The 16,039-nt window shown below is 70.1% G+C and carries 15 protein-coding genes; 5 read left to right on the forward strand and 10 right to left on the reverse strand.

Translation table 11 applies throughout. The features are described from left to right. Positions 1-444: 444 nt before the first annotated feature. The gene (locus ABGB05_RS36140; protein WP_347658533.1) at positions 445-2,244 is read left to right on the forward strand and encodes a CocE/NonD family hydrolase; all 1,800 of its coding nucleotides are present in this window, start codon (positions 445-447) and stop codon (positions 2,242-2,244) included. Positions 2,245-2,472: 228 nt separating this feature from the next. Here ABGB05_RS36140 and ABGB05_RS36145 read toward each other — a convergent pair whose 3' ends face one another. Genes ABGB05_RS36145 through ABGB05_RS36180 form a run of 8 tightly spaced genes read right to left on the reverse strand, consistent with a single transcriptional unit; the run spans position 2,473 to position 10,073 of the window. Continuing rightward, positions 2,473-2,832, reverse strand: coding sequence for a hypothetical protein (locus tag ABGB05_RS36145; RefSeq protein WP_347658534.1), 360 nt, complete (start codon positions 2,830-2,832; stop codon positions 2,473-2,475). A gap of 30 nt (positions 2,833-2,862) precedes the next feature. Next, entirely contained in the window at positions 2,863-3,324 is a 462-nt protein-coding gene (locus ABGB05_RS36150; RefSeq protein ID WP_347658535.1) for a hypothetical protein, read from the reverse strand. A 30-nt stretch (positions 3,325-3,354) separates the two neighbouring features. After that, positions 3,355-4,545: an ABC transporter permease gene (locus ABGB05_RS36155; RefSeq protein WP_347658536.1), complete on the reverse strand. Its 1,191-nt coding sequence runs from the start codon at positions 4,543-4,545 to the stop codon at positions 3,355-3,357. Beyond that, entirely contained in the window at positions 4,542-5,237 is a 696-nt protein-coding gene (locus ABGB05_RS36160; RefSeq protein WP_347658537.1) for an ABC transporter ATP-binding protein, read from the reverse strand. The genes ABGB05_RS36155 and ABGB05_RS36160 overlap by 4 nt, the downstream gene beginning before the upstream one ends. After that, positions 5,234-6,487, reverse strand: coding sequence for an HlyD family efflux transporter periplasmic adaptor subunit (locus ABGB05_RS36165; RefSeq protein WP_347658538.1), 1,254 nt, complete (start codon positions 6,485-6,487; stop codon positions 5,234-5,236). The genes ABGB05_RS36160 and ABGB05_RS36165 overlap by 4 nt, the downstream gene beginning before the upstream one ends. A gap of 41 nt (positions 6,488-6,528) precedes the next feature. Beyond that, a complete protein-coding gene (locus tag ABGB05_RS36170; protein ID WP_347658539.1) occupies positions 6,529-8,019 on the reverse strand; it encodes a HAMP domain-containing sensor histidine kinase in 1,491 nt (496 codons plus the stop codon). Positions 8,020-8,021: 2 nt separating this feature from the next. Beyond that, positions 8,022-8,726, reverse strand: coding sequence for a response regulator transcription factor (locus ABGB05_RS36175; RefSeq protein WP_347658540.1), 705 nt, complete (start codon positions 8,724-8,726; stop codon positions 8,022-8,024). A gap of 30 nt (positions 8,727-8,756) precedes the next feature. Then, on the reverse strand, positions 8,757-10,073 hold the full coding sequence (locus ABGB05_RS36180) for an efflux RND transporter periplasmic adaptor subunit (RefSeq protein ID WP_347658541.1): 1,317 nt from the start codon (positions 10,071-10,073) through the stop codon (positions 8,757-8,759). Positions 10,074-10,250: 177 nt separating this feature from the next. Between ABGB05_RS36180 and ABGB05_RS36185 the strand changes: the two genes are divergently transcribed. After that, positions 10,251-10,862, forward strand: a complete 612-nt coding sequence (locus tag ABGB05_RS36185; RefSeq protein WP_347658542.1) for a hypothetical protein — start codon at positions 10,251-10,253, stop codon at positions 10,860-10,862. 237 nt (positions 10,863-11,099) lie between these two features. Here ABGB05_RS36185 and ABGB05_RS36190 read toward each other — a convergent pair whose 3' ends face one another. After that, on the reverse strand, positions 11,100-11,681 hold the full coding sequence (locus tag ABGB05_RS36190) for a hypothetical protein (protein WP_347658543.1): 582 nt from the start codon (positions 11,679-11,681) through the stop codon (positions 11,100-11,102). Positions 11,682-12,231: 550 nt separating this feature from the next. Here ABGB05_RS36190 and ABGB05_RS36195 point away from each other — a divergent pair. Together ABGB05_RS36195 and ABGB05_RS36200 are read left to right on the forward strand one after the other, a co-directional pair. Then, complete coding sequence (locus ABGB05_RS36195; RefSeq protein WP_347658544.1) at positions 12,232-12,714, forward strand: hypothetical protein; 483 nt, start codon at positions 12,232-12,234, stop codon at positions 12,712-12,714. Positions 12,715-12,838: 124 nt separating this feature from the next. Next, positions 12,839-13,513, forward strand: a complete 675-nt coding sequence (locus ABGB05_RS36200; RefSeq protein WP_347658545.1) for a hypothetical protein — start codon at positions 12,839-12,841, stop codon at positions 13,511-13,513. An 81-nt stretch (positions 13,514-13,594) separates the two neighbouring features. Here ABGB05_RS36200 and ABGB05_RS36205 read toward each other — a convergent pair whose 3' ends face one another. After that, positions 13,595-14,572 carry a WYL domain-containing protein gene (locus ABGB05_RS36205; RefSeq protein WP_347658546.1) on the reverse strand — a complete coding sequence of 326 codons (978 nt, stop codon included), beginning with the start codon at positions 14,570-14,572 and terminating at the stop codon, positions 13,595-13,597. Between the two features lie 62 nt (positions 14,573-14,634). Here ABGB05_RS36205 and ABGB05_RS36210 point away from each other — a divergent pair, with 62 nt between their 5' ends. Then, positions 14,635-15,084, forward strand: coding sequence for a hypothetical protein (locus tag ABGB05_RS36210; RefSeq protein ID WP_347658547.1), 450 nt, complete (start codon positions 14,635-14,637; stop codon positions 15,082-15,084). Positions 15,085-16,039 lie beyond the last annotated feature (955 nt).

A 16,039-nucleotide genomic window follows, 5' to 3' on the forward strand; every position in this document is an offset into this window, starting at 1 on the left:
CCGTCCGCGGCGCGCAGCAGCACCTGCGCCCGCTGCACCAGCCGATGCTCGACCGTACGCGACTTGGCAAGAGACTCCAGCAGTTCCCGTTGACCGGTTTCGAGCACCAGCGGTGCGGCAGCACGCGGCACACGCACAGCCTACTAAACGGATAGCTATTTACGAAACAGAGCACTAGAGGGGGTACTTTCGGGCACCGTACGGCGGAGCGCCCCCAGCAACGCTTGATCGGCGCCGGCGGCGGCGGGCGACGCGCTGGCCGGCGCGGTCGCCCGCGAACACCGGCCCGACCAGCCCGGCACCGGCAGCATCGCGGCGGGTTCGGGGTTGAGTCGGCGGTGGTCCTAAGGTCACGGCGAGGTAACTGTGGGATACCTGGCCGCCAATGATCGCTAGCATCAATGGCCAACCAGGTGGCCTCGTCTGGAGTTAGGCGGAGGTTGGATGACTGTTCGGAGGAGGATGGCCGGACCCGTCGCGGCGGCAGGTGCGCTGGCCATCATCGCGAGCCTCACCACGGGCCTACCCTCGGTGGCACAGGCCGCACCGACGTCCGATGGCGCGCCGATCAGCCACGAGGACAACCCACGGGTTCCCGAAGGGGCGGCGTGGACGGAGGCGTACTTCCCGTCGTCGGACGGCAGCGGCGTCGAGCTGCACGCCGACGTGCTGCGTCCGGCACACCTGCCGGCGCATGCGAAGACGCCGGTGATCCTGTCGGTGGGTCCGTACTTCGCGCACGCCGGGGAGACCTCTCCCGGCGGCTTCGACCAGGTCGGTCCGTCGGGGCGCTTCCAGGACCTGATCGACGGCGCGCGGCTCATGGCGCGTGGCTACACCTTCGTGATGGTCGACCTGCGCGGCTTCGGCGGCAGCACGGGCTGCCTGGACTTCCTCGGCCCGGGCGAGCAGGCCGACGTTAAGGCGGCCGTCGAGTGGGCCGCGCGCCAGCCGTGGTCGACGGGAAAGGTCGGCATGTACGGCAAGTCCTACGACGCCAACACCGGACTGGCGGCCAACGTCCTCAAGCTCAAGCCGCTGCGGGCGGTCGTGGCCCAACAACCGACCTGGGACAGGTACAACTACCTGTTCAGCAACGGAGTGCCGCGCTCCAACGCGACCAGCAGCCCGCGCGGCTACTACTCGATCGCGACGATGGCGCCGCTGCCCGACGACAGCGACCGCTACAAGGCCAACGCGGAGTGGGAGAAGAGCCACCCCGAGTGCGAGATCGCCAACAACACCGACACTCAGAACCGCGACCCGAACTCGGCGTACTGGCGTGCCCGTGACTTCGCCGCCCGCGCTGCCGGCACCCGCACGCCCTTGTTCGTCACGTCGGGCTTCATCGAGCCCAACACCAAGCCCGAGGACATGCAGCAGTACCTGGCCAACCACAAGGGCCCGAAACGGGGCTGGCTCGGTCATTGGGAACACGTCCGCGGCAACGAGACCGACGACGAGGGCCGGCTCAAGATGGGCCGGGCCGGCTGGTTCGACGAGGTGATGCGCTTCTACGACCTGCACCTGCGGGGCATCGCACCGTCGGTGAAAGACCCGGCGTTCGCCGTCGCGGACAGTCTCGGCAACTGGCGCGCCCAGTCGACGTGGCCGGTGACGCACGACTCGTACACGGCGCGGTTGTCGCCCGGTCGGTACGTCGACGACGGCGGCCAGGCTGCGCAGCGCACCGCCGAGCCGATGACCGCGGGCTGGGACATCGAGCACGCGCCGGAGGCCGGTTCGCGGGCGGGTGCGCTGGCCGCCGACGCGCCGGGCAACAACTACTGGAGCTTCTCCACGGCAGCGGCGAAGCGGGTGCGCGTCACGGGCACCCCGGAGATCACCCTGAAGACACAGGGGGCGGGCAACGTCTGGGTGCGGCTGTGGGACGTCGCCCCAGACGGCCGGGCGACGATGTTCAACGAGATGGTGGCGGCGCTGGACGGCGACGGGTCCACGCGGTTCCCGCTGAAGGCGAACGACTGGACCTTCGAGCGCGGGCACCGGCTCGGGGTCCAGATCGGCACCATCACCTCGCGGGGCTGGCGCCCGGTCCCCTCGGGCCAGACCGTCACGGTCACCGACGCCCGGCTCGGCTTGGCGGTGCAGGATCCCCGGTTCGACTCGCCCACCCAGGGCGACCGGTCGCCGTATCTGGACAGCTACCTGGCGGCGAACACCACGACGCTCGACACCGTCGGCGCCCCGACCTTCCCGCTGCGCGTTTCGAAGCACCACTGACCAACCCCGGAGGCCTGTACGGTGCCAAAACTCGTTCAACGGGGGCTGTCTCGCCAACGGCACACCTCTCTTGTCAACCCGCCGGCAGCAGAGAGGTCTCCGTTGGCGAGACAGCCCCGGAACTACTACTGAGTCTGCTGTCGTGCACACCTGTGGTGGAGTTGTCCGGACCTCGTCGTCACGAGGGATGGGGAGCCTGATCGCCGTGTGGTCACGGTCGACGAGGAGTCAGCTCGCGCGGTGCAGCCGACGGCGGCAGGCGAGTAGGTGGCTGGCCAGGACAGCGGTTGCACTGGCGCGCACGCACACGTCGGCTCCTGCCCCAAGTACTGCGGCTATGGTGGCCGCCGGGCTTGATTCGTCGAGCAGCACTACCAGTTGTGGTCGGTGGGCGAGTTGCCGATCCATGGCGACGACTTCGTTGATGGTCGGGTGGACGAGCAGTACGAGGTCGCCGGATTTGATATTGGTGATGTCCTGGCTTGGTCGGATGGACCATGTGGCTGGTAGGTGCAGGCTCAGGCCGGCGACGCGGGTGATGTCACCGAACACCCAGATGGCTCCGCCGGTGTCCGACGCGTCGTTCATCGCGCTCTCCGTTGGCTGCGTGTCGTGGCCTCAGTCGGTTTTCGTGAGCGTCGACGCGGTTATCGAGCCGTCGGCGTCGGTGTCGCCGTCGGCGCTGACCTTGTCGCCGGCCTTGAAAGCCTTCAACTCGCCGGGAACCTGCACGTTCGTGTCGCCGTCGGTGCGGATGGTGATCACCTCGCCTGACTCTGTCTGTAGGTAGATGGTGGTGCCATCGACGAGTTTCACGGTTCCGGTGGTGGCTGCGGCTCGTCCTCGTCCGTCTTGGGTGCCGCCGCCGGGTGCGCCGCCGCCTGGGAAGGCGGTGGGTGGGGTGAAGCCGCCCTGTCCCCGGAACCCGCCTGGTCCTGTGCTGGTGGGTTGTGCGCCGAATGCTTTCTGTACCTCGATTCCGGCTACCAGGCCGCCGACGAGGAGTAGCGCGACGGCGAGGACGAGTGTTGTCCTGTTCCACCAGCGGCGGTTCGCCGCGGCGGCGAGTTCGACGTCCAATGTGGATGCAGTCACAAGGTTCTCCTGGGGTTATTCGTAGCGGAGGGCGTCGATGGGACGGAGCCGGGCTGCCCGGTTGGCAGGCACGCTGCCGAAGAAGAGCCCGATCGCGACCGATACGCACAGGGCGAGCGCGATCGAGCTGGGCACGATGACCGGTCGGACGCCGACGATGGTGAAGTTGCTGCCGATGTAGGCGGCGGCGACGCCCAAGCCGCCGCCGAGCAGGCTCAGCATGGTGGCCTCGGCCAGGAATTGGGTAAGGATGGCCCGTCGTGGTGCGCCGAGGGCTTTGCGGATGCCGATCTCGCGGGTGCGTTCGGTGACCGTGACGAGCATGATGTTGGTGATGCCGATGCCGCCGACCAGCAGGCTGATGCCGGCGACGGCGCCGAGCAGGGTGGTGAACGTGTCGGCCGTCTCGGTCTGGGTCTGCAGGAGCTGGGACGCGTTCTGGATGCGGTACGGCTGGGTGTTCGAGGTGGCGGGCGTCTGGATTCGCTGGGACAGGATCAGGGAGGCCTGTGCCTGCGCGTCCGTCACCTTCTCCGGGGTACGGGCCTCGACCACGATCGAGGTGAGCGCCCCGTAGCCGGTCAGTGCCTGCTGGACCGCGGTCAGTGGTGCGATCGCGACGTCGTTGGCGTCCATGAAGCCGGAGGCGCTGCTCTTCTCGTCCAGTACGCCGATGACCGTGAACAGGGCACCGTTGGCGGTGATCTCCTTGCCGACGGGGTCGACGCCGGGGAACAGTTCGTCGGCGACGGTCTGCCCGATCACCACGACGGGGCGGCCCTGTGTGACGTCGTCGGCGGTGAACGTCGCGCCGGCGCCGACCGGCGAGTTCGACGCGGCGAAGTAGCTCGGGGTGCTGCCGACGAGTTGTTGTGCCGAGTAATCGGTGCCCTGGTAGGTCAGGGTCGCCTGGGTGCTGGTCACGGGTGACACCGACGCGATGTCGGGGGCGAGGACGGGGTCGTCGAGCGCGTCGGCGACGGTCGGGGTGAGGGCGTCGCTGCCGCCGACACCCTGCACGGTCAGGGTTTTGGTGCCCAGTGCCTCGATCCGGTCGGCGACCTGACGGGCGGAACCGTTGCCGACGGCGACCAGCAGGATCACGGCCGCGACGCCGATCAGGATGCCGAGCATGGTGAGGCCGGAGCGGAGTTTGTTGGCGCCGATCCCGCGTACCGCGAACCGCAGCACCTCGAGGATGCTCATGCCGGCACCCGCTGCTGTAGGACGTCGGTGACGAGCTGGCCGTCGACGAGCCGGATCAGGCGGCTGGCGCGGGCGGCGACGTCGTCCTCGTGGGTGATGAGCAGGATGGTGCGGCCGGCGGCGTGCAGGTCGTCGAAGATGCCGAGGATGTCCTCGGTCGACCGGCTGTCGAGGTTGCCGGTCGGTTCGTCGGCGAGCACCAGGGCGGGCTCGGTGACCAGGGCTCGGGCCACCGCGACGCGCTGCTGCTGGCCGCCGGAGAGCTGGTTCGGCTCGTGGTCTGCGCGCTGGGCGAGCCCGACCAGGTCCAGGGCGGCTCGGGCCCGTCGACGGCGCCCGGCCGCCTTGATCCCGGCGTAGGCCAAGGGCAGTTCGACGTTGGCGACCGCAGTGGTGCGGGGGATCAGGTTGAACGACTGGAAGACGAAGCCGATACGTCGGTTGCGGACCAGGGCGAGTTGGCGGTCGTTGAGCCGGCTCACGTCGACGCCGTCGAGCAGGTACTGGCCGGTGGTGGGGATGTCGAGGCAGCCGAGGATGTTCATCAGGGTCGACTTGCCGGAGCCGGACGAACCCATGATCGCCACGTATTCGCCGCGTGCGACGGTCAGCGACACGCCGCGTAGTGCGTGCACGGTCGCGGCGCCCTGGCCGTACACCTTCGTGACGGCGCGTACGTCGAGGACGGTCACCGGCCACCTCCGAGCCGTCCGCCGCCGGGCGGGCCTCCGCCGCCGGGGAACCCGCCGCCGGGTCCCGCTCCGCCGCCGGGGAAGCCGCCGCCCGGGGATGTCCCCTGGTTGGACGAGTTGCTCGGCGTGTCGATCAGGACCTGCTCTCCGGCGGTCAACCCGGACGTGATCTCGGTCGTGTTGTCGCCTTCGAGGCCGACTTCGACCGCGCGGACGGTTCGTTGGCCGTTCTCCATCACGGTGACGGTGTGCCGGTTGCCCGCGCTGGTGACGGCGGCCGAGTTGACGTAGACGACGTTGGCGGCCTGGCCGACGGTGACCGACACGTTGACGCTCTGGCCGGCGCGTACCCCGTCGGGCAGGTCGTCGAGGGTGAACGTGACCCCGTAGGTGACGACGTTGTTCGCCGTCGTCGCGTTCGGGTCGACGGCGGCGAGCTTGGCCGTGGACCGCGCCTCGGGTAGGGCGTTCCAGGTGACGGTGCCGGTCTGGCCGGTTTTGAGCTTCGTCGCGTCCGCCTCGGCGATCGACGCGAAGACCTCCAGCCGGGTCAGGTCGGCGATCTCGATGAAGCCGGCCACCGACCCGGACCCGGTGTCGCCGCCGCTGTTGGAGGTGCCGCCCGGTGCGTTGCCGCCGCCGTTCGTGTTGTTGTTGTTGCCGGTGCCGCCGTTTCCGGAGGCGGATCCGCCGACGGTGCCGTTGACGGCGGTCACCGTGCCGGCCATCGGCGCCTTGAGGGTGGTACCGGCGACGGCGTCCTCGGCCTCGTCGACGTCGAGTTCGGCCTGGTCCACCTGCGCCTCGGCCTCGGAGGTGTCGCCGTCGGCATCCTGCGCCCGGTCGAGCGCGGCCTGCGCGGCGTCGAGGTTGGCCCGGGCGGCGTCGAATTGCCGCCGCGCGGCGGTGTCGTCCACCACCGCCAGCGCCTGGCCCTTGGTCACCTTGTCGCCGACCTGCACCCGGATCGCGGTGACGGTGCCGGAGGTGGCGAACGTGGCCGTCGCCGTCGAGGCGCTACGGACGCTGCCGGCGGCGGAGACCGTCGCGGTGACCGTACCGTGGGCCGCGGCGACGGTGCGGCTACCGCCGGAGCCCGGCTCGGCGGCCTCTGCGGTGCTGAACGACGTGTACGCCCAGGTGGCCGCGCCGGCCACGGCCAGGGCGAGGATGACGTTGACGATCAGGGCTGGCGACGTCCGCAGTCTCGGAAGCGACGGCCTGCGCAGCCTCGGGAGGGTGTGGCGCATGCGCGACAGCTTGCAGGAGGCGGCTCGGAGCAAGCCCCGCGCTAGCTCAAAGCTGACTGGGAACCGGTGGGCAGCAGCACCCGGAACGCGGCCCCCTGGCCGGGGCTTGTCTCCAGTTCGACCCGGCCGCCGTGACCGTGCACGATCGCGGCGACGATCGACAGACCGAGCCCGGAGCCGCCGTTGCTGCGGGCGCGGCTCGGATCGGCCCGGTAGAGCCGCTCGAAGACCCGGCCGGCGTGTTCCGGTGGCAGGCCGGGGCCGTTGTCGGCGACCTCGAACACGGCGAGCGGCGTACGCGGTGGCGGCTCCTCGCCGACCGTCGCGGCCGTGTGACGGCGGGGCCGGTAGGTGGCGAGCCGGCCGACCCGTACGGTGATGTCGGTCTGCGGCGGTGTGTGCTGCAGCGCGTTCGCGACCAGGTTGGTGGCGACCTGGCGTAGTCCGTGCTCGTCGCCGAGGACCGTCACCGGGTCGAACGCGCACTGGTCGCCGCCGAAGCTGGCCAGCCGGACCGGGCGGTCGGGGCGGCGGGCGTGCGCGTCGCGGATCGTGTCGGCGGCGATCGCGAGCAGGTCGACCGGGCGCCGCTGCGGCTTCCTCTGGCGGTCCAGCCGGGCCAGCAGCAGCATGTCCTCGACCAGCAGCCCCATCCGGGCGGCTTCGCCCTCGATCCGGGACATCGTCTCGTCGAGTAGCCGTCCGGGCGGCGCTCCGCCGCGTCGGTACAGCTCGGCGAAGCCGCGGATCGAGGTGAGCGGGGTGCGCAGCTCGTGCGACGCGTCGGCGACGAACTGCCGGAGTCGCTGCTCGGACGCGGTCCGCGCGGCGACCTCCGACTCGATCCGGTCGAGCATCGAGTTCAGCGCGATGCCCAGCCGGCCCGACTCGGTGTGCGGGTCGGCGTCGTCGACGCGGTGGGTCAGGTCGCCGGCGGTGATCGCGGCGGAGGTGCTCTCCATCCGGATCAGTGGGCGCAGGCCGATCCGGACCACCGCGGCGGCGACCAGCGCGAGCAGGAACAGCACGACGAGCATCACGACCAGGTCGATGGCGAGCAGCAGGTCGGCGGTCGCCTCGACCTGTCGGAGCGAGATCGCCGGTACGGCCACTCCGCCGTCGGGTTGGGTGACCACCGCCACCCGCCAGTGGTCCTCGCCGTCGACGGACTCCACGGTGAACGGCCCGTCGTCCGCCTTCTCCCGCAGCGCGGCGAGCGCCCCCACCTCGGGTGGTGAGATCTCGTCGGGCGACGGGGACGGCAGCCGGCGGCCGGCGGAGTCGAAGACCAGGATGGTGCGATACATGTCGAAGCGGCCCCGGGGGAACGGGCTGTCGCCGGCCTGGTCGGGCGGGAACGGGCGGGCCGCGACGTGCCGCATCCCGGCGAGCTGGTTGTCGATCTGGTCGGTGAGGTACTGACGCAGCAGCACGATGCCTGCCGCGTTCGACACGACCAGGGCGACGGCGCTGAGCGCGGCGACGGCGACGACGAGGCGGGACCGCAACGTCCACTGTCGCCACCTGGGCATTCTCATTCGTCCGGGGGCCGGCGCAGCGCGTAACCCACACCACGGACCGTGTGGATCAAGGGCGGCTCCCAGCAGTCGATCTTCTTACGGAGGTAGTAGACGTACGACTCGACGATCCGGCCGTCGCCGCCGAAGTCGTAGTTCCAGACCCGGTCCAGGATCTGCGCCTTGCTCACCACCCGGCCCGCGTTCACCAGCAGGTAGCGCAGCAGGTTGAACTCGGTCGGCGACAGGTCGACCAGCCGGCCGCCGCGACGCACCTCGTGCGCGTCCTCGTCGAGCTCGACGTCGGCGTACCGCAGCACGCCGGTGTCGCCGTCCGGCTCGATGCGGCTGCGACGCAGGATCGCCCGGATGCGCAGCACCACCTCCTCGAGGCTGAACGGCTTGGTGACGTAGTCGTCGGCGCCGACGGTCAGGCCGGAGATGCGGTCCTCGACCGCGTCGCGGGCGGTCAGGAACAGCACCGGAACGTGGGGGCCCGGCCCGGCCCGCAGCCGCTGCGCGACCTGGAACCCGTCGAGGTCGGGCAGCATCACGTCCAGCACCACCAGGTCCGGCTCGAACTCGACCGCCGCCGCCAACGCCTCGTACCCACCAGCGGCGACCCGTACGTCGAACTCGATGAGCCGCAGCGTCGCCGACAGCAGGGCACAGATATTGGGCTCGTCGTCGACGACGAGCACCCGGGTCAACCGTCCAGCCACGTCATCCCTTCTATCGGAGCTACCTCAGAATTAGCTGGGACTTCCCTCGACGCCGGCTGTGACCACCTCGTCGCCCCCGACCAGCCCAGTCTTGATCTCCGTGTATCGGTCGCCGCGCAGCCCGACCTCGACGGCCCGGGCCTGATCGCCGGCGGCGGTCCTGACCATGACGGTTCCGTCGCCGCGCACCGCCGTCGAGGGCACCCGCAGCACCCCGGTGACCTCACCGGTACGCACCCGCACGTTCGCGCTCTGGCCCACCAGAAGCTCCGCCGGAACCGTCTCGAAGGCGAGGACGACGCCGTAGCGCACCAGGTCGCCGTCGGCGGCGCCGACCGGGTCGACCCGTACGACCCGGGCGGTGAACTCCTCGTCCGGCCGGTTCGCGAGCGTGATGGTCGCGCTCTGGCCGATCTTCAGGCGGCCCGCGTATGCCTCCGGGACATCGGCGGCCACCTGCATGCCCGCCACGTCGGCGAGGGTGACGAACGTGCCGCCGGTGCCGACGTCGGCACCCACCGCGCCGGCCACCGTGAGCACCTTTCCGCCGATCGGCGCCTTGATCTTCGTACCGGCCAGCCGGTCCTCCGCCTCGGCGAGCGCGACCTCGGCGCTCGTCACCCGCTGCTGCGCTGCGAGTACTGGATCCCCGGCCCGCTGACCGGAACACTCGGCACCCCGGCCGCCACCCGGCGCCTGACCGTCCGGTACCTGACCACCTGGTACCTGACCACTGCCGGGTGCCTGGCCGCCAGCGGAGTGGGGTGGCTGGCTCGCCGACGGCTGGCCGGCGGGCGGTCGAGTTGACCGGGTCGGCGACGGCGACGGCTGGCTGCTCGGTGACACCGACGGCGTGACCGACGGCGACGGCGGCGCGCCGCGACCGGCGACCATGCCAACCTCGACGGCCTGCCCGGTCCGGGGTGCGGAGACGGGGCAGGCGCCGGCCCTGCCGTCGGCCGCCTTCTCCGCGTCCTGCAGGGCCTCCTCCGCGTCGTCGAGCGACTTCTGCGTGTCGGCGACCCGCTCCTCCGCGCCGGTGGCGTCGATCTCGGCGAGTACCTGACCAGTCTTCACCTGATCTCCGGGGCGTACGTTGACCGCCGTCACCGTGCCGTCGGCGGCGAAGCCGAGCGTGCGCGTCTGTGCCGGCTCGAGGGTTCCGGTCGTCGCGACAGCCGTGACCACCTCACCCCGGTCAACCCGTACGGTGTCACTCCCGTCCGTCGGGGCCGGCTCTGCCCTGTGCAGCGTCCACGCCACCGCAGTGCCGATCACGACCAGCGCGGCGACGCCGCACATGGCGAGCCGGCCGCGGCCACGCCATCTTTTCCGGAACAAGCCCATGAGCGGCGAGTATCGGTGCCTCACCTCGCAGGTGGCTGAGCCGTACCTCGGAGTTCCCTCAGAGTCGATTCGAAGGGTTCTTTGAGCTTGGTCTGACCTGGCCCGGAGGTAGTGGCGGTTGCATTGGCCAGCGTGCCGCGTTTCCCGATCCGGCGGCACGACGAGGATGGAGGACCTGTGTCTCTGCGCACGCGACAGTCTCCCCGCCCGCGATGGACGCTGGCGCTGGCCGCCGGGTCGGCGGCGCTGCTCCTGGCGGCCGGCTGCGGCTCGGACGGCGACGGCGGATCCAGCGACCCCGGCCAGGACCCCACAGGCGCGCCGAACGGAGCCTCGGCATACCTCGACTGCCTCCGCGACCAGGGCATCGACATCTCGAACACCTTCCCCTCCGGCCGACCCAGCGCGTTCCCCTCCGGCCGGCCGACCGCGTTCCCCTCGGGCCGACCCAGCGGCTTCCCATCCGGGCGTCCCACCGCGTTCCCGTCCGGTGGGCCGGGCGGCGGCCGGATGGGTGGCTTCCGCCCGGAGGGAGTCGACGACGCGACCTGGCAGAGGGCTCAGGAAGCCTGCGCATCGGTGCGGCCCAGCGGCGGCCCGGCAGGCAACGGCCCCGGCGGCCAAGACGGCCCGGGCGGCGGCAACCGCGACGCCAGCGCGGCGTACCGCAACTGCCTCGCCGACCGGGGTGTCGACCTGCGGGCCAACCCGGCTACCAGGGACCCGAAGGTCGCCGAGGCCATGCAGGCGTGTGACGTGCTCCGCCCGACCGCAACCACCACGCCGTAGGCCCAGGTTCGGTCCGATCGGCAGGAGCGCGCAAATCCGCAGCTCGCGTGCTGCGCCCCGCATCGTCACCCGTGGCTACGGGGCCCATCGACTCCGCTGTCCCGCTGTTACCGACATCGGTCGGGCGGATCCGGGACCGGCACCGCTCCGTAGCTGCACGCCGCTTGCGGCCGGTGGTGTGCCTCCAAGGCACACCACCGGCCGCAGGGTTCTGCGTCCCGTCGCCCGGTTAACACCTCACCCGCTGGTGATGACGCTGTCGGTGGCGAGATGCGACGTCCGTTGCCGGAGGAGCGTCTTCAGTTGCTCGACGTCCGCCGTCGTCTTCTGCTCGTCGTAGCCGTCGACGGTGGACAGCACCTTGGTGATGCTCTCGATGGCGTTCAACGCCGTCCCGTCCGCGTAGATCTTCTGGTAGAGGTCGCGGTAGGCGTCCTCGTACACCGGCTTGAAAGCGGCGCTGGCAAGGAAACGTTCCTTGAGCTTGTTGCCGCCGAGACCGCCCGGCCGACCCCGCCCACCGGCGGCCGACCCCGCCCACCGGCGGCGTCGCCGTCCGGACGCGGCATACCCTCCGGTAGCTGCATGCCGTCCGGCAGTTGCATGCCTTCCGGTGGCTGGAAGCCCCCGGGTGGAGCGGCTCCGGCCTGCGGGAACCGGCCGCCCATCCTTCGTGAGCTGTTGCAGCAGCCCACCCTCACCAGTCAGCTTCAGCCCGTCACCACGAGCCCGATCGACCAACATTGCGATCAACTGCTCGTCCGTGACCGCACCCGACGGCTCGGCAGCCGGCTGTCCCACGGTGGTCTCGGTCGTCATCTGGCGTCTCTCCCTTGATCGGTCGATCAGCCGTTATTTGTACAGTCCCAGGAATTCCGCCGGACGGCCGGTTGCAGGAGGGTGCGGATGATCGGATGGCTTGATGATGTCTGGTCCCGAACACGCCTGGTGCAGGTCGTCGAAGGGGGTGAGGATGGTGGTCCTCTTCCCGATCGTGCGGTTCTGGCCGAGCTACGCGGGGCTGGGACGGCCGAGGCGTTGCGTGTGTTGACCACGACGGGCCGGTTCACCGGTGACATCTGTCGTTGTCGGGGTGGGCCGACGCTCGTGCTCCGCGACAGCGGGGGCGAGGTGTTGGGCATCATGGTTACGGCTCGGTCAGTTGGGAGCGGTCGCGGTTCCGTAACGACCCCGCCGTGGCGGATCCGGCGGCGCTCCACCTGTTTCTGGCCGGGCACGGGGTGCCGGGCCAACTGGCCTGCTTCGTGGCGCCGCTGGCCGACCTGTTGAACCTGCACGAGGGTCGCCCGCAGTTCCGCCCGCCGGGAAAGTCGGCAAGCGGTACCTGGTCGAGCGCCGGATCCCTGACGTGTTGCACCCGGTGTTGGTCACGGTCACCGGTCAGCAGGCCGGCGAGCTGTCCGATGCGCGGATCGACGACGTCCGTCGACGGCTCACCGACGCCATGCCGTCGCTCACCGGCCGGGCGGCGATCCTGTTGCCCTGGCTGGGCCGGCTCCCGATCCCGGCGGAGGCGTTGTGGGGCGAGGGTGTCCTGGTACGGCGGCTGCTCGCCGATCTGACGCTGCCTGACGTCGCGGCCGCGGCCGCCGAAATCCGGACCGGACACGTCGCGATGGGTGTGGTCAACCGGGTCATGCACTCCGGCGACGACGGCACGCTTGCCACGGCCGTCGGGCCGACGCTGCCGCACATGTTCCCGCCCGCATCCGCGGCCAGCACCGTACGGTTGCCGTGGCCGTTGCCGTTGCCGCGGGGAGCGCGCCCACGGCTGGACCGTGGACCGGGCCTGTGGATAGCGCACGATGCCCAACCCATCACACTCGACTGACCGGTGGTGGCTCGCGGTGTGCCACTCATCGCGGCCGTCAGGTGCGAGGCGACCGGAGCGTACGGCCGCCGCGAGGGGCAACCAGGTGGGTGATCACGTCGTACCCGCCGCGTAGGGTCATCCGGTGGACGTGTACGACATCGCCGCCGGCCTGCCCGGCATCGACGTGCTGCGGCAGCGGTGCAAAGCGCTGGCCGTGCTGGAGTGTGTGATTGACGGTGGCGCGCCGTACTACGGCTACACGCAGTGGGGTGACGACGAGGCGGCGCTGATGAGCAACGACGGCGGTGATGAGTGGGCGGTCGTGTTCACCGGCGATGGCGCGTTCATCCGGGTCTTCGACCACGAGTCGGCGATGTCGCCGTACCGCGATCCGGACCGCGGGGTGTGGCCCGGCCTGACCGACGGCATCCCGGCGGTGTTGTCTCCGCAACTGAAGGAACCCGCGTTCTCTGACGAGTCGGGAAGGTTCCTCGCCACCGCCGTGCTGTGGCGGCTGGCCGGTGACGACCGCTGGGGCGCCGGTGCGGGCATCACCTTTCCTCCGTCGCGCGGACCGTACGACCCCGGGCCGGACGGCTCCGCGATGCTGGAGATCCTGCTGGACGACATCGTCGACCGGTTCGTCGAGTTTGCCGGCGACTACTACGAGATGGAGGTGGACCGTGTGGTGGTCGAGCACGTCGTCGCACACCGGCCGCTCAGCGACGCCGTGGTACGGGCGCTGAACCCACACGCCACCGTCGCCGATCTCCGAAGAGACGTCGCCGCGATCGGTTACCCGGTCACCGTGATGTAACCGACCTGGTACGCCACCGCGGCGTAGCGAGCGAGTCGCGGCATGAGCGTGCGTGGGCCGCCGTGGTACTGCTCGTGTTGGTCATGTGGGATAGAGGCGGGCCATCGCCTGGATCGTGTCGGTCATGCGGGCGACGAGCTGCGCGGGGGCGAGAACCTGGACGTCCGCGCCGAGCCGGAGCAGGGTCGCGGCGGTGTGTGGCACGTTCTCCAACGGGATGGTGGCTTGGCGCCAGCCGTCCGGGTCGGCGGGCGTAAGGGTGCGCCGCGCCAGCCGGGCGGCCTTCGGACCGAGGACGTCGGGGAGGGCGGTGACCCCGTTCGGCGTGAGGCGTACGGTGGCGACCTCGTCGGTGTCGGCCCGCTCGTACCGTTCGACGTGCGCCCGCCAGAACTCGGGCAGATCGAAGCCGTCAGGCCGGGCGAACCGCTCGGGCAGCGGCCGCAGGTCCACGATGGCCGAGACGCGGTAGGTGCGTGGCTGGCCTCGTCCGGCGGCGATCAGGTACCAGACCCCGGCCTTGAGTACGAGTCCCAGCGGGTGCAGCCGCCGGGTGACCTCGCCGGGCCGGGGTGCCCAGCGACGGTACCGGACCTCGATGGCCTGGTCCTGCCAGAGTGCCTCGGCTACGGCGAGCAGGTGCGGCACCGTGTCGGGCTGCCGGTACCAGCCGGGTGCGTCGAGGTGGAACCGCTGCCGGATGCGTATCGACGCATCCCGGTACGGGGTGGGCAGCGCCGCCATCAGTTTGAGTTCGGCGGCGGCCACCTGGGCGCCCAGGCCCAGTTCGGCGGCTGGCTGCGGCATGCCGGTCAGGAACAGCGATTCGGCCTCGTCGGCGGTCAGCCCGGTCAGTCGGGTGCGGTAGCCGTCCATGAGTTGGTATCCACCGGTGGGGCCCGATTCGGCGTAGATCGGCACGCCCGCCGCGGCGAGGGCCTCGACGTCGCGGTAGACGGTCCGGGCGGTGACACCGAGTTCCGTGGCCAGCTGTGCGGCGCTCATCCGACCCCGATTCTGCAGCAACAGCAGCAGGGACAACAGTCGACTGGCACGCATTTGGGAAAGTCTGCCAGGCCACTGACAGAAGATGTCAGGGGTAGCCCGCCATGATCGTCGTCATGAACGACTTCGACTTTTTCATCGGCTCGTGGAACGTGGTCAACCGTCGGCTCAAGACGCTGTTCGCCGGCAGCGACGACTGGGAGACCTTCCCCGGCACCACAACCTGCCGGTCGATCTTCAACGGCGCCGGCCACGCTGAAGAGATCATCTTCCCGACGCTCGGCAGCCGTGGCTTCACCCTGCGTCTGTTCGACGTCGAACGAAAGGAGTGGTCGATCTACTGGGCAAGCAGCCGTACCGGCCTGCTCGACCCGCCGGTCGTGGGCACCTTCACCGACGGCCGGGGCGACTTCTACGGCGACGACACCTACGACGGCAAGCCGATCAAGGCACACTTCATCTGGTCCGACATCACACCCACCTCGGCGCGGTGGGAGCAGGAATTCTCCGCCGACGGCGGACAGACCTGGGAATCGAACTGGGTCATGGAGTTCACCCGCGCGTGACAAAGCGGCTCGGCCTGGAAGGGTCGAGCCGCGCCCCTACCGGCCGCCCTCACTCGCCCGAGCGGTCAGCGACGAGCGAACGCCCGCACATCGGCTGCCAGCGCACTCGCCCCCCGCTGCTGTCGCCGCTGGACGAGGGTGGTGGGGAGCAAATTGGGAGCAGGAGGGCGCTCCCAACAGCGCCGAACGGCGCTCAACCCGTCTGAGCTGCTCTAATCCGCCCCGCACCTACCAGGGGTACTCGTATCCCTGCTGGTCGGAGGGTTGCGGATCGTCCCTTGACACGGAAGAGGTCTGGTTCAAATCCAGTATCGCCCACCAGCTATATAAGCAGGTCATGCGGTTCGTTGCCGGATCTTCGGTAACGAACCGTTCTGATTCTGCCCCTTACGTTGGGAGCAAATTTGGAGCAGGTGACGCGCCGGCTTTCGGACGGCCGTCGTCGTGGCCGGGTGGGACGGAGCCCCGTGGCCGTTGCTCGACGGGGGATCGCACGGCCCGACCTCAGTCGGCACCGTCTTCGCCCCGTGGCCGTTACGCATGTTGGCCCGCCGGCCAGTCGTCTCGTCAACGCCAGCCTCCGTGCCGTTGACGGTACGTGGGCCAGTTCGGTCTCAACTCATCCGGTGAGCCTGGGACGGCATGACCCTGATGGGGCGGACATGCTGAAGCCCTCCCGATGACGGGCGGACTGTCAGCGTCCGCTCTGGGAGGGCTTTTCAGCGGAAGTAGTGGTCAGGTGATGACCGAGCCGGGGGAGTAGAACGTTCCCCTGAGCGGAGGATAACCGTCGTTCCACGTTACCGTGGCCGCCATCACACTCTGGACGACGGAACGTGTCAAGGATTTGAGGCCAGCGGGAGTTATGCGGCCTGAGGTTCCGCCTCTGGTTTGTTGATCCAAACGTGTTCGGGTAGATCGAGGATCTTCGGTAGGAGCCGGTTGGTGCCGAAGC

Source organism: Plantactinospora sp. B5E13 (assembly GCF_039871775.1).
In the GTDB taxonomy this organism is placed as follows: domain Bacteria; phylum Actinomycetota; class Actinomycetes; order Mycobacteriales; family Micromonosporaceae; genus Plantactinospora.